We start from the raw sequence: 19,940 nt of genomic DNA on the forward strand, positions 1-19,940 counted from the left end.
TCTAGACCAGACCGGGGAGACGGTCCTTCCGGCGGGATTCCCGGGCGCCGGCCGACGGGGCCCGAGGAGGCCCACGGGCGCAGCCGCCGGTGCCGGTCCGGGCGGGGCGCGCCGCCCGCCGGGCCGGGCGCGGTCAGGCGGGTCCGGGCGCGCCCGAGGCCACCGGGACGCGGTCGTGGCGGCGTCCGCCGGTCCGGCCCTGCCCTTCTTCGGGCGCCGCCGCCCCGCGGCCCTCGGCGATCTCGACCAGGCCCCGGATCTCCCGGGCGCAGTCGTCGAGCAGGGCGAGCACCCGGCGGGCGCGCCGCTTGCGCTCCCGCATCGGGTTCAGCGGGTGCACCAGCGGGGCGACGGAGAGCCGTACCCGGCCGAGCAGCTGCTCCAGCTCCGCCAGGCGCGTCACCGGGTCGGCGGTCGGAGAGCCCGCCAGACGGGCGGCGGCCTCGGCGGCGCAGGCGTGGACGCAGCGCAGGGCCCGCCGGATCCAGGCGTCCGTGACGGCGTGGGTGGTGACGGGCAGCACGAAGAGCACGGCCAGCGCGGCGCCGAGCGCCCCCACGGCGGTCTCGGCGAGCCGGACGGCGAGCAGGCCGGGGTCGAGCACGCCGAGCAGCCCGTAGAGCAGCTCGGCGAGCAGGGTCACGCAGAGCATCATCCAGGTGTAGGACACGGCGGCCGTGTAGAAGATGCCGAAGACGCACAGGGCGGCGAGCACGGCGGTCGGCACGGGCGCCCCCTGCACGGGCAGGGCAACGACCAGGCCGAGACCGATGCCGAGGACGGTGCCGAGGACCCGGCGGAAGCCGCGGACCAGGGTCTCGCCGCGCGAGGTGGTGTTGACGAAGATCCACCAGGTGGCGCCGACGGCCCAGTACCAGCGCTGGCCGGACACGAGCTGGCCCACCACCAGGGCGAAGCCCGCGCCGGCGGTCGCCTGGACCGCCTGGCGGGTGGTCACCCGGGCGAGGCCGGTGCCGCCGGGCGGCGGGGCGGGCACGGCGGGCGGCGGCAGCCGGCGCTCGTAGCACCACAGTCCGAAGCGCACTGCGGCGGCGGCGAGCACGGACAGCAGGACGGAGGCGTACAGCTCGGGCAGCCGGTCCGTGGTCGCGTGCAGGAACTGCGCCACGAAGAAGGTCATGAACGCGAAGACGCCGAGGCTGTGCCCGCGCGGGCCCCAGCGCCGCGCGTACACGCCGGCGCCGACCACGGCGAGGAAGACGAGGTCGCGGGCGACCGGGTGGTCGTGCAGTCCGGCCGCGGCGGCCAGCACGGGCAGGCCGACGGCCGGGAGCAGGGCGGTGGTGACCGCCTGGCCGCGGACCGTCGCGTCGGTGACGGTGAACAGGGCGAGCAGCGCGGCGAGCCCGCCGGTGACGACACCGGCGAGGGAGTGTCCGGCCAGGCCGCAGACGACGACGGCCAGCCCGATGCCGAGAACGGCCCGCGCGGCGAAGCGCAGCCGCGTCCGCCCCGGGTCCGGAGCCGTGAACACCCTCTTCAGCACTGCTTACCGCCCCCTTCGGGCGCCGGCCGGGCACCGGTACGGCCCGGTTCGGCTCTGACATGGATCCGGCATGAGAAAGGCGCCGCGGGGTCCGCAGCGCCATCGACGCGTCCATATCAGCATTCCTGCCGCCACTGGCTCAAGGGCTCTCTTTTTCACTGAGCCATTGGCACAGGAAATTCCTTTCCGGGAGGGCCACGGGCGAGCCAACGGCCCACGGCGGGCGGCCGGCTCCGCCCGCACCCCGGTGAGCCGTTGGTACAGTCGCCGGTGATCGTCGAGGGGCGAGGAGGCCGGGCCGCCGTGACCGTGGACGAGCTGGACACCCGCATCCTGCGGCTGCTGCTGGAGCAGCCGCGCACCAGCGTGCGCGAGTACGCCCGCATCCTCGGCGTCGCCCGCGGCACGGTGCAGGCCCGCCTGGACCGCCTGGAACGCGACGGGGTGATCACCGGCACGGGTCCCGCCCTCTCCCCCGCCGCGCTCGGCCACCCGGTGCTCGCGTTCGTGCACATCGAGGTCACCCAGGGGCACCTGGACGACGTGGGGGACGCGCTCGCCGAGGTCCCGGAGATCGTCGAGGCGTTCTCCATCACGGGCGGCGGGGACCTGCTCACCCGGGTCGTGGCGCGCGACAACGCCCACCTCGAGGACGTCATCCAGAAGCTGATCAGCCTGCCCGGCGTGGTCCGCACCCGCACCGAGGTGGCCCTGCGCGAACGCGTCCCGCACCGGCTGCTGCCGCTGGTGGAGTCGATCGGCCGCACCGTCCGGAAGTGACGTTCCCGGCGCCCGGGTCCCGGATGCGGCACCTGACCGCGCATGCCTTTGACATGCTGAGGTCATGAGCGAACTCGGCACCCTCTCGGTCCTTTTCGATCTCGACGGAACACTCGTGGACAGCGAGCCGAACTACTACGAAGCGAGCCGGCAGGTCCTCGCCGAGCACGGCGTCCCGGACTTCTCCTGGACGGAGCACCAGCGGTACGTCGGCATCAGCACCCGGGAGACGGTCACCGACTGGAAGGAGCGGTACGGGCTGCGGGCCCCGGTGGAGGAGCTGCTCGCCGCCAAGAACCGCCGCTATCTGGAACTGGCCCGCGCCTCCACCCCGGCCTATCCCGAGATGCGCAAGTTCGTCGAGCTGCTGGCGACCGAGGGGGTGCCGATGGCCGTGGCCTCGGGTTCGTCGCCCGAGGCCATCGAGGCGGTCCTGGGCGGCACGGGCCTGGACGCGTACCTCACCACGGTCGTCTCGGCCGACGAGGTCGCGCACGGCAAGCCCGCCCCCGACGTCTTCCTGGAGGCCGCCCGCCGTCTGGGCGCGCGCCCGGCCGACTGCGTGGTGCTGGAGGACGCCGCTCCGGGCGCCGTCGCCGCGCACGCCGCTGGGATGCGCTGCATCGCGATCCCGTACGTCGCCGAGCAGGCCGACGCACCGGAGTTCGCGACCGCCGGTCTGCTGCTGCGCGGCGGCCAGCGGGAGTTCACGGCCCGGGCCGCCCACGACTGGCTGCTGCGCTCCGCCTGATCCGGCCCGGGCCGCCGGACGGCGACGGGACGCGGGCACCGCCGCCCACCGGGGGGCGGTGCCCGCCGGCGGCGCCCACCGGCCCCCGCCGGCGGGCCGAGCGGCCGGAACCGGCCGCTCCCGACCCGTTGACGCCCCCCGGCCCCCTCCCTATCGTCTGGTCGGTCATTCGCACGTTGTTCGCCATATCGAACAGCAGAGGAGCCTCCATGGCACCGCCCCTCTCCAGACGACTCCTGCTCCGCGCGGCGGCGCTCGCGTCCGCCGCGCCCGCCCTCCCCCTCACGGCGGCCGGGCGCGCCCGCGCCGCCGCGCCCGAGGCGCCGCCCGCCTGGACCGTGCGCCCCTTCCGGCTGGAGGACGTGACGCTCGGCCGGGGCGTCTTCGCCGACAAACGGCGGCTGATGCTCGACCACGCCCGCGGCTACGACGTCGACCGGCTGCTGCAGGTGTTCCGGGCCAACGCCGGTCTCCCCACGCTCGGCGCGGTCGCCCCCGGCGGCTGGGAGGGACTGGACGGCGAGGCCAACGGCAACCTCCGCGGGCACTACACCGGGCACTTCCTGACGATGCTGGCGCAGGCGTACCGCGGCACGGGGGAGCAGGTCTTCGCGGAGAAGATCCGCACGATGGTCGGCGCGCTGACCGAGGTGCGCGAGGCGCTGCGGCACGATCCGGCCGTCCTGAGCGTCGCCGGGAGGTTCTCCACGGCCGTGGAGAACGTGCGCGGTTCCCACCGGTACGTCGACCTGCCGGCCGCCGTGCTGGGCGGAGCCGCCGCGATCACGCTGGCCGCCTGGGTCAGACCCGCCCACGACGGCGCCTGGGCCCGTGTCCTCGACTTCGGCGACGGCACCACCCGGTACCTGTACCTGGCCGCCCGGGGCGCGAACGGCGCGCCGCGCTTCGCCGTCACCGCCTCGGGCGCGGGCGGCGAGCAGGGCCTGGAGGGCACGGCCGCGCTGCCGCTGGACCGGTGGAGTCATCTGGCCGTGACGATCGGGGGCGGCACCGGCACCCTCTACGTCGACGGCACCGCCGTCGCGCGGAACGAGGCGATGACCCTGACCCCGGCGGCCCTCGGCACGCTCACCCACCACTGGCTGGGCCGGTCCGGCTACTCCGCCGACCCGGTCTTCGCGGGCGCCTTCGGGGGGTTCGACGTCTGGTCGCGCGTCCTGACGGCCGCGGAGGTGGCGCACCTGCGGGAGCGCCGTCCCGCCGACACCCCGGCGGGGCGCGGCGACCTCGCGTCGTACGCCTTCGACGAGACGTCCGGCGGGACCTTCGCCGACGCCTCCGGCCGGGGCCTGACCGCCACCCTGCGCCGCACCTGGGGCGGGCCCAGCCACCCCGGCTTCCTGGCGGCGTACCCGGAGACGCAGTTCATCGACCTGGAGTCGCGGACCAGTTCCGACTACACCAAGGTGTGGGCGCCCTACTACACCGCGCACAAGATCCTGCGCGGCCTGCTGGACGCCCACCTCGCCCTCGGCGACGACCGGGCGCTGGACCTCGCGTCCGGCATGTGCGACTGGATGCACTCCCGGCTGTCGAGGCTGCCCGCGGCCACCCTGCAGCGGATGTGGGGGATCTTCTCCAGCGGTGAGTTCGGCGGCATCGTCGAGGCGATCGTCGACCTGCACGACCTCACCGGCAGGGCCGAGCACCTCGCGCTGGCCCGCCTGTTCGACCTGGACCGGCTCATCGACGCCTGCGCCGCGGACACCGACGTCCTCGACGGCCTGCACGCCAACCAGCACATACCGATCTTCACGGGCCTGGTCCGGCTGTACGACGCGACGGGCGAGGAGCGCTGCCTCACCGCCGCGAAGAACTTCTGGGGCATGGTCGTACCGCACCGCATGTACGGCATCGGCGGCACCAGCACCGGCGAGTTCTGGCGGGCCCGGGGCGTGATCGCGGGCACGATCGGCGCCACGACCGCCGAGACCTGCTGCGCGTACAACCTGCTGAAGCTGAGCCGGACGCTGTTCTTCCACGAGCAGGACCCGGCGTACATGGACTACTACGAGCGGGCCCTGTACAACCAGGTGCTCGGCTCCAAGCAGGACCGGCCGGACGCGGAGAGGCCGCTGGTCACGTACTTCATCGGGCTGACGCCCGGCCATGTGCGCGACTACACGCCCAAGCAGGGCACGACCTGCTGCGAGGGCACCGGTCTGGAGAGCGCCACCAAGTACCAGGACTCGGTGTACTTCGCGCAGGCCGACGGCAGCGCCCTGTACGTCAACCTCTACAGCCCGTCCACGCTGACCTGGGCCGAGAAGGGCGTCACCGTCACGCAGACCACGGACTATCCGAGGGAGCAGGGCAGCACGCTCGCCTTCGGGGGCGTCCGGGCCCGGTTCGCGCTGCGGCTGCGGGTGCCGGCGTGGGCGACCGCCGGATTCCGGGTGACCGTCAACGGGCGCGCGGTGCCGGGCACGCCGAAGCCGGGCACGTACTTCACCGTGTCCCGGACCTGGCGCGCGGGGGACACCGTGCGCGTGTCCCTGCCCTTCCGGCTGCGGGTGGAGAAGGCGCTGGACGACCCGTCCCTGCAGACCCTGTTCCTCGGCCCGGTCAACCTGGTCGCCCGCGACCCGGCCACGCGCCTGCTGGAGTTCGGCCTGTACCGCAACGCCGGCCTGTCCGGCGACCTGCTGCCGACGCTCGCTCCCGTGCCCGGCAGACCGCTCCACCACACCCTCGACGGCATCGAGCTGGCGCCGTTCCTGGAGGGGACGGAGGATCCGACGCACGTCTACTTCCGGCGGACCGAACCGGCGGTGGTCCTCGGCGGCACCGACTCCGGCGTCGCCAACCCGGTGAAGGAGGACGGCACCACGCTGCTGGACGAGATCTGGGCCGGGGCGCCGTTCGGCGGCAAGGGCGCGCTGGTGGCGCGGGTGCGGGCCACGGTGGACGCGTGGGCGGCGGCCGGGCTGCTGGGGCGGGCCGAGGCGGAGCAGGTGGTGAGGACCGCGCGGGCCGCCTCGTACGCCCCCTGACCGCCGGGCTCCGTCCGCGGGCCGGGGCCGCGCGGCCCCGGCGGGACTACGAGCGGCGGCGGGGCCGGCCGCGCTTCCCGCCCCGGGGGGCGCCGCCGGCGCCCGTCCGCCGGGCCCGGCCGGCCGGCTTCCCGGCCGCCGCCGGCTTGCGCCGGCCGGTGTCCCGGTCGGCGCCCTTCGGCTTCTCCTCGGACGGGGCCGGCCTGCGGCCCCGGGTGCTGTTGACGGTCCGCCCGCGGACGATCCCGATGAAGTCCTCCACGAGGTCCGTCGTCGCGTCCTGGGGCCAGGCCAGCGCCACGCTCGACTGCGGGGCGTCCCGGACGGGCCGGTGGGTGAGGTCCTTGCGGTGGTGCAGCCGGGCGAGGGACAGCGGTACGACCAGGACGCCGATCCCGGCCGCCACCAGTTCGACGGCGTCGGCCGTGGTGGCGGGGCGTTCCAGGGCGGGCCGCCCCGGCAGGCGCTCCCAGTCGAGGACGTCGTCGAGGGGGTGCAGCACGATCTCGTCGGCGAGGTCCTCGACGGACACCTCGTCGACCGCCGTCACCAGGTGGTCCTTCGGGACGACCACGACCGTCGTCTCGGTGTAGAGGGGGATCGCGCTGAGCACGGTCCGGTCGACGGGCAGCCGGACGAAGCCCGCGTCGGCGCCCTCGTCCAGCAGCAGCCCGCCCGCCTCGGCGGCGGGCACCTGGGCCAGGGCCAGCGGGACGTCGGGCAGCCGCTCGTTCCAGACGCGCACCCACTTGTCGGGCGTCACCCCCGGCACGTAGGCGAGCCGGAACGAGGGGGGTTCTTCCGAGGCTGTCACCCGGCCAGGTTACCGGCCGTGGTCGGGGGCCGCGCACCCGCTCGATACCCTGGACGGCATGACGTCGCACCAGAGCACCCAGACGATGAAGCCCGCGACCGCGGCGAAGAAGCTGGGTGTGTACCTCGAGGCCACACCCGCCGAGTTCCGGGAGGGTGTCGTCTCACGCGCCGAGCTGGACGCGCTGCAGGCGGACCCGCCCGAGTGGCTGCGGAAGCTGCGGCGCGACGGCCCGCACCCCCGGCCGGTGGTCGCGGCGAAGCTGGGCGTCTCCATCTCGGGGCTGGCGCGGGGCGGCGTGACCGAACCCCTCACCACGGAGCAGATCGAGGCGCTGAAGCGGGAGCGCCCCGAGTGGCTGGAGCGGGAGCGCGCCACCCAGGCCGAGGTCCGCAAGGAGACCGCACGGATCAAGAAGCTCCACGCCGAGCGCGACCGGGACGCCTGACCCGCGGCGCGCGGCCGCACCCCGGCGGCCACCCGCGGCGCGAGCGCGGGCGGGACGCGGCCGCACCGCGGTTCCGAGGGCCCGCCAGGTGGACCGGCGTGGCACGTCGCCGAGGTCCGGGCCCCGGCCCAGCGGATCCCGGCCCGGTGACCGCCGGCCGCCGGGCGTGGCCGGCGGGCCCGGTGCGCGCCGCCCGCGAGCGGGTGGCAGGCTGACCGACAGCACGACCGCGCGCCGAGAAGGCACGAAGCCGAGAAATCGGGAAACCGGGAAGCCGTGGAACAGAAAGCCGACGTCATGACCGACAAGCTCACCGTGAGCGTCCTGGGCACCGGCATCATGGGCGCCGCGATGGCCCGCAACATCGCCCGCGCCGGCCACGCCGTCCGGGCCTGGAACCGCACCCGCGACAAGGCCGAACCCCTGGCCGCCGACGGCGCGCACGTCGCCGCCACCCCCGCCGAGGCGGTCGAGGGCGCCGACGTGGTGCTCACCATGCTCTACGACGGTCCCGCCACCCTGGAGGTCATGCGGCAGGCCGCCGCCTCGCTGCGCCCCGGCGCCGCCTGGGTGCAGTCCACGACCGCGGGCGTCGAGGCGGTGGGCGAGCTGGCCGCCTTCGCCCGCGAGCGGCAGCTCGTCTTCTTCGACGCCCCGGTCCTGGGCACCCGCCGGCCCGCCGAGGCCGGACAGCTGACCGTGCTCGCCGCCGGGCCCGAGGAGCACCGGTCCGCCGTCGCGCCCGTCCTCGACGCCGTCGGCGCCCGGACCGTGTGGACCGGCCAGGACGCGGCGGCGGGCAGCGCCACCCGGCTGAAGCTGGTGGCCAACAGCTGGGTCATCGCCGCCACCAACGCGGCCGGCGAGGTCCTCGCCCTGGCGAAGGCCCTCGGCGTGGACCCGGACGGCTTCTTCGACCTCATCGCCGGCGGCCCCCTCGACATGGGCTACCTGCGGGCCAAGGCCGGACTCGTCCTGGACGGCCGGCTGTCGCCGGCCCAGTTCGCGGTGGCCACCGCGGCCAAGGACGCCCGGCTGATCGTGGAGGCCGGCGAGCGCAACGGCGTCCGCCTGGACCTGGCCGCCGCGGGCGCGCAGCGGCTGGCGCGGGCCGCCGCCCGGGGCCACGGCGACGAGGACATGGCCGCCGCCTACTTCGCGAGCTTCGACGAGCCCCCCGCGTCCTGAAGACCCCGTTCCCCGGCCCTCGGCGCCCCGTCCCGAGGCCCTGTCCGCCGGGGCCCGCCGCCCCGGTCCCGTTTCCCGAGCACGGAGGATCCCCATGTCCAAGCCGCCCCTGCCGCCCGAGGCCGACGCGCTGCTGCGGCGCCCCAACCCCTGCGTCATGGCCACCCTGCGGGCGGACGGCACACCGGTCTCCACCCCCACCTGGTACGAGTGGGCCGACGGCCGGGTGCTGATCAACTTCGACGAGGGCCGCGTACGCCTGAAGCACCTGCGCCGCGATCCGCGCGTGACGCTCACCGTCCTCGACAAGGACGACTGGTACACGCACGTCACGCTGATCGGCCGGGCCGTGGAGATCTACGACGACGAGGACCTGGCCGACATCGACCGCATCTCCCGGCGTTACACCTCCGAGCCCTACCCCGACCGGGTCCGCGCCCGGGTCAGCGCCCGGATCGAGGTCGAGCGCTGGCACGGCTGGGGCGCGCTGAAGGACAGCGACCAGGCGTCCGTCTGAGGCTCCCGGGCCCCCGCGGGGGCCCCGGACGGTGTCACCGTGCCCCGGCGGGACACCCGGGGCGGTGAAGCACCGGTTCCGGCGACGGGAGTGGACGCGCATGAAGTACGACGACCTGATCCGCACCGTTCAGGAGCAGAGCCCCCCGCTCGGCCGGGAGGAGGCCGAGCGGACGGTGTCGGCCGTGCTGCGCACCCTGGCGGAACGCCTCCCGGAAGGGCTGGCGGACCATCTGGCCGCGCAGCTGCCGCACGAGCTGGCCGGGGTGGCGCGGCCGGCCGGCACGACCGGGGACGAGCAGCCGCGCGGTTCCGGCGAGCGCTTCGACCTCACCGCGTTCGCGGGCCGGATCGCCTGGCGCGCCGGCATCACCGAGGAGGCGGCGCTCCAGCGCTCCGCCGTGGTGCTGAACGTGCTGGACGCCTTCGTCTCGCCCGAGCAGATGACCAAGCTCGCGAGCACGCTGCCCGCGGACATCCGGGAGCTGCTCCCCACGGGCCGCGCCGTGGAGACCGAGTCCTGAGCCGCCCGGCGGCCGGCGCCCGGAGCCGCTCACCCGGCGAAGCCCGGGGCGTCCCCGGGCGCCGGCGAGCGGACGTCGAAGCCTCCGTGTCCGTCGAAGCGGACGTCGAGCACGGCGTCGAAGCCGTCGCCCGGCGAGGGGCGGCGCAGTCGTCCGAACGTGGCGTGGACGCCGACGTCGGGGACGCGGTCGCGGCCGGTCCGCCGGGCGTTGCGCCGCAGGGAGCCGGCGAGGTCGGGGGGAAACCAGTACGCGACGACGGTCGCGCCGTGGGCGTGCCCGGCCTCCACCAGGGGGCGCCACTCCTCGGGGGACGGGTTGGTGTTGTCGACGGCCACCGGTCTCGCGGCGGCCAGCGCCTCCTCGACCAGCCGCATCTGGCGGGCCTGCTTGTTGCGGGCGCCGCGCGGGAACAGGTCCTTGCTGACCAGGGCGTAGCGGCCCTTCAGGCACCGCTCGTAGAAGGTCGTCTTGCCCGACGCCTGCAGCCCGACCAGGACGGCCACCTCGGTCACCGGGCTCAGCCCTCGGCCTTCTGCCCGGTCCAGCTCCACGCGTACTGCAGCCAGTCCGCGACGGTGACCGCGGTCAGGCCCGCGCAGACCAGCCGGGCGGCCCTCGGTGCGGACGCGTAACCGCCGACCAGGGCGCCGGCCACCCAGGCGGAGGTGCAGAAGGGGCAGGACACCAGGTCGCCGACGGCGCGGCGCAGGCCGCTGCCCCGGGAGGTGTCCATCACCTCGCCGCCCTCTCCGAAGCCCTCGCGGCGGGTGAAGGGCGCCCGCAGGAAACTGGTGACCTTGGCCTTGGTCAGCAGCCGGGACGCCTTGAACGTGGCCGTCCCCAGCAGGGCGACGTCCCACGGCGGCACCCGGTCGGGCAGCCGCAGCCCCCGGTGCCGCGCCACCGCGGCGAACAGGACTGCGCCCGCCGCGAAGGTCGTCGCGAGCGTGGCGTATCCGCCGCGAGGCTCCTCGCTTCCCTCGTCGTAGCTCTGGTCGCCGTCCGTCATGGCAGCCTCCCTCGGGACCGTCTGTCCTGGTCGGGGGCCGAGTGCCCTGATCGGCCGGTGCCATACGCGGTGGTCAGCTCGGTTGCAGCCGGCCGAACAGTTCGGCGAAGTCCGGGGGCAGCTGCTCCAGGAGATGGTCGACCTGCCCGGCGGAGACCGCCTCCGCGACGGTGGCCAGCACCGCGCAGGCGTCCCACTCGGCGGTGCGCGGCCGGGCCCCGGTCCGTTCGGCCACGCGCCGCAGGAACTCCTCGCGGCCGAAGGTCTCGGGGTGCCCGCGTTCCGGGCGCAGCGCGTCGTCCAGGGGGGCGGGCAGCTGAGCCGCCAGATCGGCGGCCTCCTCCGGAGTGATCCGGGAGGCGAGCACCCGCAGGACCGCCGTGCTGACCTGTTCGGCCTCCTCCTGGCTGCGGTACTCCCCGTTGTCGCGCACCCGGGCCAGGAACTCGTCGATCCTCACGGCATCCTCCTTCGAGGGGGGATTGCCGGGTGCCCGTCCTCCGGACGGAGGAAACGGTCGCACCGGGAAATCCGCCGGAAAAAGGCGGGGAGGGAGAGCGGGGAGGGAGAAGGGGGCGTGGGAGCGGGCCGCTCGTGCCCGGGCCGCGGGGCGGACCCGGCCCGTCCGGGGCGGCGGTCGTGCCGCCGGATGCGGGTGGCCGCCGCCATCACCGACCATGACGGCGGCCGTCCCTGCGCGTACCCCGTCGCGCGCCTTTCCCCGGAGCCGGTGCCTCCGGGCCCCAGGCGGCCGGGCGTGCGGGGCGCGCGTCCGGGTCACGCCGCCGTGGTGCTCTGCTCCTGCCCCTGCCGGTGGATCGGCGTCCCCGAGCCGGTCAGCGGAGCGCCCGTCCCGCCCCGCCGGACCGCGACGATCTCCGCCGCGATGGACAGGGCCGTCTCCTCGGGCGTACGGGCCCCGAGGTCGAGGCCGATCGGCGACCTGAGCCGGGACAGCTCCCGGTCCGTCGATCCGGCCTCCCGCAGCCGCCGCTCGCGGTCGGCGTGGGTGCGGCGCGAGCCCATCGCTCCGACGTACGCCACCGGCATCCTGAGGGCCTCCGTCAGCAGGGGGACGTCGAACTTGGCGTCGTGGGTCAGCACGCACAGCACCGTGCGCGCGTCGGTCGCCGTCCGCCGCAGGTAGCGGTGCGGCCAGTCCACGACGACGTCGTCGGCCTCGGGGAAGCGGGCCCGCGTGGTGAAGACGGGGCGGGCGTCGCACACCGTGACGTGGTAGCCGAGGAACTTGCCCGCGCGCACCAGCGCCGCCGCGAAGTCGATCGCACCGAAGACGATCATGCGGGGCGGCGGCACGCTGCACTCGACGAGCAGGGTGACGCCGCCGGGGCAGCGCGATCCGTCCTCCGAGAGGCCGACGGTGCCGGTCCGGCCGGCCTCCAGCAGGGCCCGGGCCTCGGCCGCCGCCGTCCGGTCCAGCTCCGCCGGGCCGCCCAGGCCGCCCTCGTACGAGCCGTCGGGGTGTACCCGCAGCGCGCGGCCGAGGAGTTCGGCCGGGCCGCGGACGACCCGGGCCAGGGCCGCCGGCCCGCCGCGTGCGGCGGCCGACAGCGCCGGGCCGAGCACCGCCCGCAGCGGCGCGTGCGCGCGGACCGGCGTGACCATGACCTCGACGACCCCGCCGCAGGTCAGCCCGACCGCGAAGGCGTCCTCGTCGCTGTAGCCGAACCGCTCGACGACCGTCTCGCCGTCCCGCAGCGCCTGGACGCACAGGTCGTACACCGCGCCTTCCACGCAGCCGCCGGAGACCGAGCCGACGGCCGTGCCCGCGCCGTCCACGGCGAGGGCGGCGCCCGGGCCGCGCGGCGCGCTGCCGCCGACCGCCACGACGGTGGCGACGGCGAACTCCCGGCCCTCCTCGATCCAGCGGCTCAGGTCCCGGGCGATGTCAAGCACGCGGGGCCCCCGCCTGCAGGACGCGGTCGGGACGGATCGGCAGGCTGCGGTGGCGGACCCCGGTGGCGTGCCACACGGCGTTGGCGACGGCCGCCGCGGCGCCCACGACGCCGATCTCGCCGATGCCCTTGATGCCGACCGGGTCGTCCGGGTCGGTGTCGTCGATCCAGTCGGCCTCGACGCGCGGCACGTCGGCGTGCGTGGCGACGTGGTAGCCCGCGAGGTCGGCGCCGTAGTGGCCGCCCGAGGCGCGGTCCCGGACCGCCTCCTCGTGCAGGGCCATGGAGATGCCCCACACCATCCCGCCGACGAACTGGTTGCGGGCGGTGAGCGGGTTGACGATCCGGCCCGCGGCGAAGATGCCCAGCATGCGCCGCACCCGCACCTCGCCGGTGGCGGTGTCCACGGCGACCTCGGCGAACTGCGCGCCGAAGGAGTGACGTTCCTTCTGCGCGAGGGCGCCGACGGCCTCGGTGGTGTCGGACCGCACGGTGATGCCCTCCGGGGGGATGCCGGCGCCGGGCGCGAGCCGCTGCCGCAGTTCCTCGGCCGCGGCCGTCACCGCCCACCCCCAGGAGCGGGTGCCGCCCGAGCCGCCGGCGATCCACGCCTGGCCGAAGTCGCTGTCCCCGATCCGGACCCGGACGCGGTCCGGTGCCGTGTGCAGCGCGTCGGCGGCGATCAGGGTGAGCGCGGTCCGGGCGCCGGTGCCGATGTCCGCCGCGTTGATCCGCACGGTGAAGGTGCCGTCCGCCTCCGCCGTCACGGCCGCGGTGGACGGCAGGGCCAGCGCCGGGAAGGAGGCCGCCGCCGTGCCGGTGCCGAGCAGCCAGCGCCCGTCCCGGCGCACGCCGGGGCGCGGGTCCCGCTCCGCCCAGCCGAACCGGCGCGCGCCCTCCCGGAAGCAGGCGATCAGGTTGCGGCCGCCGAAGGGCAGTCCGGAGACCGGGCCGCGCTCGGGCTCGTTGCGGACGCGCAGCTCGATCGGGTCCACGCCGGTCTTCTCGGCGAGCTCGTCGAGCGCCGACTCCAGCGCGAACGACCCCGGCGCCTCGCCGGGCGCCCGCATCCAGGTCGGGGACGGCGCGTCGAGCCGTACGACCCGGTTGGCCGTGTGGTGGGCGGCGGCGTCGTACATCACCCGGGCCGGTCCGGCGGCCGACTCGACGAACTCGTACACGGTCGAGGTGCGGTTCACGGAGCGGTGCTCCAGGGCGCGCAGCCGCCCGTCGGGGTCGGCGCCGAGCCTGACCCGCTGCACGGTCGGGCTGCGGTGTCCGGCCAGCGAGAACATCTGACGGCGGGTCAGGACCACGCGGACCGGCCGCTGGAGCACGGTCGCGGCCATCACGGCGGCCACCTGGTGCGCGCGCAGGCCCTTGCTGCCGAAGCCGCCGCCGACGTGCTCGGAGCGCACCCGCACCGCCGACGGGTCCAGGGAGAACATCTGCGCCAGCTCGGCCGCGACCCAGCCGGTGCCCTGGTTGGAGTCGACGACCTCCAGCCGGCCGCCGTCCCACCGGGCGGTCGCCGCGTGCGGCTCCATCGGGTTGTGGTGCTCCTCGGGGGTGGTGTACTCGGCGTCCACGACGATGGCGGAGGCGGCGAGTTCGGCCTCCAGGTCGCCCTTCTCCGCCACCGCCGGCCCGGGCCCGGACTCCACCGCGTAGGCGTCCGGGCGGTCGCCGGAGAGCTCGGTGTCGTGCGGTTCGCGCGCGTAGGTCACCACGAGCGCCTCGGCGGCTTCCCTGGCCTGTTCGGGCGTCTCGGCGACGACGAGCGCCACCGGCCAGCCGTGGTGCGGCACCCGGTCGTCCTGGAAGACCGCCGCGGTCGGGTCCGGCGGCCCGCCCAGGATGCCGGTGTAGTCGGTGCTGACGCGCGGGGCGTACCCGTGGTGCAGGACGGCGAGCACGCCCGGCATGGCGAGCACGTCGGCGTCCGCCACCGAGCGGATCCGGCCGCGGGCGACGGTGGACAGCACCAGCCAGCCGTGGGCGAGGTCGGCGAAGGGGATCTCGCCGGCGTAGCGGGCCGCTCCGGTGACCTTGTCCCGGCCCTCCACGCGGGTGTGCGCGGTGCCGACGGAGCCCTTCACCGCCGGTGTGGCGAGCGTGGTCATCGGGCGGCCTCCTCGGCGAGTTCGGTCAGCACGGCCACCACCAGGTTGCGCATGAGGGTCACCTTGTATCCGTTGTGCGGCAGCGGCTCGGCGGCCGCGAGTTCGGCGTCCGCGGCGGCGGCGAAGGTTCCGGCGTCGGCCGGCGCCCCCCTCAGCGCGCGTTCGGCCGCGCGGGCCCGCCACGGCCGGGACGCGACCGCCCCGAGGGCCAGGCGTACGTCGTGCACGGTGCCGTCCCGCACGTCGAGCGCGGCGGCGACCGAGCCGATCGCGAACGCGTAACTGGCGCGCTCGCGCACCTTGCGGTAGCGCGAGACGGCTGCGACCGGGGCGGGCGGCAGGGTGACGCCGGTGATCAGCGCCCCGGCGGGCAGGGCGGTCTCCAAGTGCGGGGTGTCGCCCACGGGGAGGTAGAGGTCCGCGAGCGGCAGTTCCCCCGGCCCGTCGGCCGTTTCGTACGTCACGACGGCGTCGAAGGCCGCCAGCGCGACGCCCATGTCCGAGGGGTGGACGGCCACGCAGTGGCCGGAGGCGCCGAGGATGGCGTGGTTGTGGTGCTCGCCCTCGATCGCGGGACAGCCGCTGCCGGGGACGCGCTTGTTGCAGGGCTGGGTCACGTCGGTGAAGTAGCCGCAGCGCGTGCGCTGGAGCAGGTTCCCGCCGACGGTGGCCATGTTGCGCAGCTGCCCGGAGGCACCGGCCAGGACGGCCTGCGCCAGCGCCGGGTAACGGCGCCGGACCTCGGGGTGGGCCGCGAGGTCGCCGTTGGTGACGGTGGCGCCGATGCGCAGGCCCCCGTCCCGCGTCGGCTCGATGCGGTCCAGCGGCAGCGCGCGGACGTCGACGAGCCGGGCGGGCCGTTCCACGCCCGTCTTCATCAGGTCGACGAGGTTGGTGCCGCCGCCGAGGAAGCGGGCCTGCGGGTCGGCGCCGAGCAGGGCGACCGCGCCGGCGGTGTCGTGGGCGCGCTGGTAGGCGAACTCCCTCATGCCGCGCTCCCCCCGGTCCGTGCCGCCCGCGCCCCGGCCGCGCGGGCGACCGCCTCCACGATGTTCACGTAGGCGCCGCAGCGGCACAGGTTGCCGCTCATCCGTTCCCGGATCTCCTCGGCGGTCAGCGGCGGCACTCCCGCCTCGGGCCGGACGTCGCCGGTGACGGCGCTCGGCCAGCCGGCCGCGTGTTCCTCGATCACCGCGACGGCCGAACAGATCTGGCCGGGCGTGCAGTAGCCGCACTGGTAGCCGTCGAGGTCGAGGAAGGCCTGCTGCACCGGGTGCAGCCGTTCGCCCTCGGCCAGGCCCTCGACGGTGGTGATCTCCCGCCCCTCGGCGGCCACCGCGAGCTGCAGGCAGGCCACGGCCCGGCGGCCGTCGATCAGGACGGTGCAGGCGCCGCACTGCCCCTGGTCGCAGCCCTTCTTGGTGCCGGTCAGGTCGAGCCGCTCGCGCAGGGCGTCGAGCAGGGTGGTGCGGTGGTCCACGGAGAGCGGGTACTTCTCGCCGTTGACGTGGAGGGTGACGGCGCTGGACGTCGAGGTGGGGGCTGGGGCCATGGTCAGCCTTCTTTCGCGTGGCCGGAGGGCGCCGGAGGGACGGTCCGGCGGGCGGACGAGTCGGGGCGACGGGAGGGGGGACTCAGGGGAGCCGCAGAAGTCGCACGGGTCGCAAGAGTCGCAGAAGTCGCAGAAGTCGCAGAAGTCGCAGAAGTCTCAAGCGTCACGGGATTCGTAAGGAGTCGAACGAGTCGGGGAATCGTCAGGTGTCGGAAGTGCCGTGCGGGTCGGACGAGTCGGGCGCATCAGGCGGGTCGGGGAACCGTTCGGCGGGACGGCTCGGTGGACGAAGAGGGCTGTGGTGCGTGGCGATCTCGGCCCGGAAGCAGAAAGATGCGGGGAGAACGCCGGTGACGAGGGCCATCGGCGGCCGGCGCCGGTTGCGTCCACCGCTATGGTGGACGCAACCGGACAGCTGTCCGCTCACCGGAAACGTAACGGACAGGTGTCCGGTTATCAAGCACGGGATTCGGCCAGAGCCCGCGAGGAGGACGAGTGCAGCAGAGGAAGGCCGCGCCCGTGCGCTCGGACGCACAGCGCAACCGCGAACGCATCCTGGAAGTGGCGCTGGCCGAACTGACCTGTTGCGCCGACGCGCCGTTGAGCGCGATCGCCCGGAAGGCGGGCGTCGGACAGGGCACGTTCTACCGCAATTTCCCCAACCGCGAGGCGCTCGTCCTGGAGATCTACCGTCACGAGATGCAGCAAGTGGCCGAAAGTGCCACCCAGTTGCTCGGCACGCGGGAACCGGACCAGGCCCTGCGCGCATGGATGGACCACCTGGCCCGGTTCGCCATGACCAAGGCCGGTCTCGCGGACGCGATCCGCCAGGCCACCAGCGGACCGGGCAGCCCGGCGAAGCCGGGGCACACCCCGCTGCTCGACGCGGCCGAACTCCTGCTCCGGGCCGCGGAGGAGGCCGGCACCATCCGCCCGGGCGTGAGCGGGGACGACTTCCTGCTCGCCATCGGCGGCCTCTGGCAGATCGACCCCCGCGGCGACTGGCAGCCGCGCGCCGCCCGGCTGTTGGACCTGGTCATGGACGGCCTGCGCGCGGGAGCGCCCGGCCGCTGACCGGCGGCCGGGCGGCGCCGGACGTCATCCGCCGGCGAGACGCCAGAGCGACGTGACTTCCGCTGCGCGGGCGGCGTGCAGGGGATCGGCGGCGTCTCCCGCTCGTGGATGCCGCGGCCCGGTGTCGATCCTGTCCACCACGCGCAGGCCCGCCGCCTCGATGCCGGCCGTCAGCTCGCCACGCGTCCTGAGGCCGAGGCGCTCGGCCAGGTCCGACAGGATCAGCCATCCCTCGCCTCCCGGTGCGAGGTGGGCGGTGAGTCCGTCCAGGAAGTCGCGGAGCATGCTGCCGTCCGGGTCGTAGACGCCCTGCTCCAGGGCGGAGGTGGGCCGGGCCGGGATCCAGGGCGGGTTGCAGACGACGAGGTCCGCGCGCCCGTCGGGAAACAGGCCGGGGCCCACGACGTCGACGCGCCCGGCGAGGCGCAGCCGGCGGACGTTGTCGCGCGCGCAGGCCAGGGCACGCGGGCTGATGTCGGTGGCCACGACGTGGTCGATCCCCCGGCGGGCCAGGACGGCGGCGAGCACCCCCGTGCCCGTCCCGAGGTCGAACGCGGTGCGGCGCCCCGTGCGGCGGTCCGCCGGCGCGGGAAGCGGCGCCTGTGCGACGAGGTCGACGTATTCGCCCCTGACCGGGGAGAACACGCCGTAGTGCGGGTGGACACGGGCGTCGAGGGCCGGCACCTCCACGCCCTTCGTGCGCCATTGGTGCGCTCCGATCACGCCCAGCAGCTCCGTGAGCGAGACCGCCCTCGGCTCGGACGGCGGACCGTACGCCTCGGTGCACGCCTGGCGCACGTCGGGGGCTCTGCGCAGGTCCAGGCGGTGGTTCTCGTCCAGCAGGACGAGGAGCCTGCCCAGCACGCGGGCACGGTGGCCGCGGGCCCGGCGGTACAGGTGGAAGGACTCCGCCGGGCTGTCGCCCCGCCGGGGAGGCTTCCGGTCGATGCGGCGGCCCATCGCCTGCAGGAGCCGGCGTGCGTTGTGGAAGTCGCCCCGCCACAGCAGGGCGGTGCCTTCACAGGCCAGGCGGTGGGCGACGTCGGCTCTCGTCCGGTCGTCCGCGCCGACGACCCGGCGGGGCGGGGGCGTCGCGTTCTCGGAATGCCAGCGGGCGGAACGGGGGGTGTTCGCCTCGGTCCAGTGGATCGTGGACACCACGTACTCCTCGTGATCGAACGTGCGGGGGGGCACGAGGAGCGCTTCGACGAGGAGCGGGAGGAACGGCCCGTGCCGGGCACGGGTGCGCGTGTCAGGGCAGACGGGGCGGCCGCTCCCGCGTCGAAGCGCGGGAGGAGGAATCGCCGAGAACCATGCCGAGCGTCATGACCAGCCCTTTCGGAGAGATGACGGAAGAGGCTTGCACAGTCCGCTCCGCTCGGGCAAACCCCCCGGTGGGACGTGCGGGGAAGCCGGGCTCCCCGCCCACCGCGGCTCCCCGTCCGCCGGCGGCGGCCGCGCGGGCCGGCCGCGTCCGCCCCTCGTTCCCCCGTCCCGGCACGCTGCCCGCCGCAGCAGTCTTGACGCGTAAATGACAACGATGGCTTGATGTCTTGTGGGAGCGCTCCCCTATCTCGTTCGGAGAAGGGACCATCATGCGCAGCACCCGCCCCACACGTTCACGGACCCTCCCGGTCCTCGGCCTGCTGGCCGCCCTCCTCCTGCCGCTCTGGACGACGCTCGCCCCGCACGCCGCGGCCGCGCCGGCGACGGGGACGGCGGCGGAGGCGGTGCGCGTCATGCCGCTGGGCGACTCGATCACCGGCTCGCCGGGCTGCTGGCGAGCGGTGCTGTGGAACCGGCTGCGGAACGCCGGGTACACGGACGTCGACTTCGTCGGCACCCTCGGCCCCCAGGGCTGCGGCCAGGAGTACGACGGCGACCACGAAGGTCACGGCGGCGAGCTGGTGACCCACGTGGCCGACCGGAACCTGCTTCCGGCACGGCTGGCCGCGACCCGGCCGGACATCGTTGTCATGCACTTCGGGACGAACGACGTCTGGAGCGACGTCGCCCCGGACCGCATCCTCGCCGCCTACAGCAGGCTGGTGCAGCAGATGCGGGACTCCAACCCCGACATGAAGGTCCTCGTCGCGCAGCTCATCCCCATGAACCCCGCCACCTGCGCGGCGTGCGCCCAGCGCGTGGTCGACCTCAACGCGCGGATTCCCGGCTGGGCCCGGGCGACGAGCACCGGCCGCTCCCCGGTGACCATCGTCGACCAGTGGACGGGCTTCAGCACGGCCGCCGACACCTACGACGGCGTGCACCCCGACGCCTCCGGCGACGACAGGATCGCCGCCCGCTGGTTCCCGGCCCTGGCCGCGCTGCTCGACGCGGGGTCGCCGGGCGACCCCGGTGACCCGGGCGGCGGCGAACCCGCCTGCTCCGCGACGTTCCGGGCCGTCGCCACCTGGCAGGGCGGCTACCAGGGCGAGGTGACGGTGACCAACGCGTCCGCCGCACCCGTCTCCGGCTGGACCGCCACCGTCGTACCGGCCGGCGGCGCACGGGTGACGCAGGTCTGGAACGGCGGCCTCGGCACGGCCGCCGACGGGACGGCCACGGTCGTCAACGCGCCGTGGAACGGCTCCCTCGCGCCGGGAGCGAGCGCCGTCTTCGGATTCGTCGCCACCACATCGGGCACGGCCGGCACCCCGTCGGCGGTCGTCGGCTGCACGGCGCGGGCCGCCGCTTCCTGAGACCGTATCCGCTTCTTCC

General features: G+C 75.3%; 17 protein-coding genes and 2 pseudogenes. 9 read left to right on the forward strand and 10 right to left on the reverse strand.

The genetic code is table 11. The features are described 5' to 3' along the window. Positions 1–235: 235 nt before the first annotated feature. Positions 236–1,507, reverse strand: a pseudogene (locus tag ABD363_RS08905) (FUSC family protein); the annotation flags it as partial. A 303-nt stretch (positions 1,508–1,810) separates the two neighbouring features. On the opposite strand from ABD363_RS08905, the gene ABD363_RS08910 reads away from it, so the two are divergent. The 3 genes from ABD363_RS08910 (at position 1,811) to ABD363_RS08920 (ending at position 6,052) form a co-directional block, all read left to right on the forward strand. Then, complete coding sequence (locus tag ABD363_RS08910) at positions 1,811–2,287, forward strand: Lrp/AsnC family transcriptional regulator (RefSeq protein ID WP_344601407.1); 477 nt, start codon at positions 1,811–1,813, stop codon at positions 2,285–2,287. A 64-nt stretch (positions 2,288–2,351) separates the two neighbouring features. After that, positions 2,352–3,038, forward strand: coding sequence for an HAD family hydrolase (locus ABD363_RS08915; RefSeq protein WP_344601409.1), 687 nt, complete (start codon positions 2,352–2,354; stop codon positions 3,036–3,038). A gap of 209 nt (positions 3,039–3,247) precedes the next feature. Then, the gene (locus ABD363_RS08920) at positions 3,248–6,052 is read left to right on the forward strand and encodes a beta-L-arabinofuranosidase domain-containing protein (protein ID WP_344601411.1); all 2,805 of its coding nucleotides are present in this window, start codon (positions 3,248–3,250) and stop codon (positions 6,050–6,052) included. Between the two features lie 46 nt (positions 6,053–6,098). Here ABD363_RS08920 and ABD363_RS08925 read toward each other — a convergent pair whose 3' ends face one another. Then, positions 6,099–6,866 (reverse strand): LysR substrate-binding domain-containing protein, encoded by a 768-nt coding sequence (locus ABD363_RS08925; RefSeq protein WP_344601413.1) that lies wholly within the window; start codon positions 6,864–6,866, stop codon positions 6,099–6,101. A 58-nt stretch (positions 6,867–6,924) separates the two neighbouring features. On the opposite strand from ABD363_RS08925, the gene ABD363_RS08930 reads away from it, so the two are divergent. From ABD363_RS08930 to ABD363_RS08945, 4 genes and pseudogenes are all read left to right on the forward strand, one after another. Further along, positions 6,925–7,314, forward strand: coding sequence for a DUF5997 family protein (locus ABD363_RS08930; RefSeq protein ID WP_344601415.1), 390 nt, complete (start codon positions 6,925–6,927; stop codon positions 7,312–7,314). A gap of 270 nt (positions 7,315–7,584) precedes the next feature. Further along, positions 7,585–8,502, forward strand: a pseudogene (locus ABD363_RS08935) (NAD(P)-dependent oxidoreductase); the annotation flags it as partial. Positions 8,503–8,596: 94 nt separating this feature from the next. After that, a complete protein-coding gene (locus ABD363_RS08940) occupies positions 8,597–9,019 on the forward strand; it encodes a PPOX class F420-dependent oxidoreductase (RefSeq protein WP_344601417.1) in 423 nt (140 codons plus the stop codon). Positions 9,020–9,119: 100 nt separating this feature from the next. After that, a complete protein-coding gene (locus ABD363_RS08945; protein WP_344601419.1) occupies positions 9,120–9,542 on the forward strand; it encodes a DUF2267 domain-containing protein in 423 nt (140 codons plus the stop codon). 29 nt (positions 9,543–9,571) lie between these two features. Here ABD363_RS08945 and ABD363_RS08950 read toward each other — a convergent pair whose 3' ends face one another. From ABD363_RS08950 to ABD363_RS08980, 7 genes are all read right to left on the reverse strand, one after another. Continuing rightward, positions 9,572–10,057: an AAA family ATPase gene (locus ABD363_RS08950; RefSeq protein ID WP_344601421.1), complete on the reverse strand. Its 486-nt coding sequence runs from the start codon at positions 10,055–10,057 to the stop codon at positions 9,572–9,574. A 5-nt stretch (positions 10,058–10,062) separates the two neighbouring features. Next, complete coding sequence (locus ABD363_RS08955; RefSeq protein WP_344601423.1) at positions 10,063–10,554, reverse strand: DUF1360 domain-containing protein; 492 nt, start codon at positions 10,552–10,554, stop codon at positions 10,063–10,065. 73 nt (positions 10,555–10,627) lie between these two features. Next, positions 10,628–11,014: a DUF2267 domain-containing protein gene (locus ABD363_RS08960; RefSeq protein WP_344601425.1), complete on the reverse strand. Its 387-nt coding sequence runs from the start codon at positions 11,012–11,014 to the stop codon at positions 10,628–10,630. Positions 11,015–11,331: 317 nt separating this feature from the next. Continuing rightward, positions 11,332–12,471 (reverse strand): XdhC family protein, encoded by a 1,140-nt coding sequence (locus ABD363_RS08965; RefSeq protein WP_344601427.1) that lies wholly within the window; start codon positions 12,469–12,471, stop codon positions 11,332–11,334. Continuing rightward, positions 12,464–14,593 (reverse strand): xanthine dehydrogenase family protein molybdopterin-binding subunit, encoded by a 2,130-nt coding sequence (locus ABD363_RS08970; RefSeq protein WP_344601429.1) that lies wholly within the window; start codon positions 14,591–14,593, stop codon positions 12,464–12,466. The genes ABD363_RS08965 and ABD363_RS08970 overlap by 8 nt, the downstream gene beginning before the upstream one ends. Continuing rightward, positions 14,590–15,582, reverse strand: a complete 993-nt coding sequence (locus ABD363_RS08975) for an FAD binding domain-containing protein (protein WP_344601431.1) — start codon at positions 15,580–15,582, stop codon at positions 14,590–14,592. Before ABD363_RS08975 ends, ABD363_RS08970 begins: the two co-directional genes overlap by 4 nt. Beyond that, positions 15,579–16,145, reverse strand: a complete 567-nt coding sequence (locus ABD363_RS08980) for a 2Fe-2S iron-sulfur cluster-binding protein (RefSeq protein ID WP_344601432.1) — start codon at positions 16,143–16,145, stop codon at positions 15,579–15,581. Before ABD363_RS08980 ends, ABD363_RS08975 begins: the two co-directional genes overlap by 4 nt. A gap of 495 nt (positions 16,146–16,640) precedes the next feature. On the opposite strand from ABD363_RS08980, the gene ABD363_RS08985 reads away from it, so the two are divergent. Further along, positions 16,641–17,219, forward strand: coding sequence for a TetR/AcrR family transcriptional regulator (locus tag ABD363_RS08985; RefSeq protein WP_344601434.1), 579 nt, complete (start codon positions 16,641–16,643; stop codon positions 17,217–17,219). A 24-nt stretch (positions 17,220–17,243) separates the two neighbouring features. Here the strand turns inward: ABD363_RS08985 and ABD363_RS08990 are convergent, their stop codons facing one another. Next, entirely contained in the window at positions 17,244–18,377 is a 1,134-nt protein-coding gene (locus tag ABD363_RS08990; protein WP_344601436.1) for a methyltransferase, read from the reverse strand. 437 nt (positions 18,378–18,814) lie between these two features. Here ABD363_RS08990 and ABD363_RS08995 point away from each other — a divergent pair, with 437 nt between their 5' ends. Continuing rightward, entirely contained in the window at positions 18,815–19,921 is a 1,107-nt protein-coding gene (locus ABD363_RS08995) for a GDSL-type esterase/lipase family protein (protein WP_344601438.1), read from the forward strand. Positions 19,922–19,940: the final 19 nt, after the last annotated feature.

The sequence above is a fragment of the Streptomyces glaucus genome (genome assembly GCF_039533365.1).
GTDB classification, from domain to species: Bacteria; Actinomycetota; Actinomycetes; order Streptomycetales; family Streptomycetaceae; genus Streptomyces; species Streptomyces glaucus.

Coding starts and splice junctions, on each gene's coding strand:
- ABD363_RS08955 (WP_344601423.1), bottom strand. CDS start 10,554: ATGACGGACGGCGACCAGAGCTACGACGAGGGAAGCGAGGAGCCTCGC.
- ABD363_RS08920 (WP_344601411.1), top strand. CDS start 3,248: ATGGCACCGCCCCTCTCCAGACGACTCCTGCTCCGCGCGGCGGCGCTC.
- ABD363_RS08915 (WP_344601409.1), top strand. CDS start 2,352: ATGAGCGAACTCGGCACCCTCTCGGTCCTTTTCGATCTCGACGGAACA.
- ABD363_RS08930 (WP_344601415.1), top strand. CDS start 6,925: ATGACGTCGCACCAGAGCACCCAGACGATGAAGCCCGCGACCGCGGCG.
- ABD363_RS08995 (WP_344601438.1), top strand. CDS start 18,815: ATGCGCAGCACCCGCCCCACACGTTCACGGACCCTCCCGGTCCTCGGC.
- ABD363_RS08975 (WP_344601431.1), bottom strand. CDS start 15,582: ATGAGGGAGTTCGCCTACCAGCGCGCCCACGACACCGCCGGCGCGGTC.
- ABD363_RS08945 (WP_344601419.1), top strand. CDS start 9,120: ATGAAGTACGACGACCTGATCCGCACCGTTCAGGAGCAGAGCCCCCCG.
- ABD363_RS08970 (WP_344601429.1), bottom strand. CDS start 14,593: ATGACCACGCTCGCCACACCGGCGGTGAAGGGCTCCGTCGGCACCGCG.
- ABD363_RS08940 (WP_344601417.1), top strand. CDS start 8,597: ATGTCCAAGCCGCCCCTGCCGCCCGAGGCCGACGCGCTGCTGCGGCGC.
- ABD363_RS08980 (WP_344601432.1), bottom strand. CDS start 16,145: ATGGCCCCAGCCCCCACCTCGACGTCCAGCGCCGTCACCCTCCACGTC.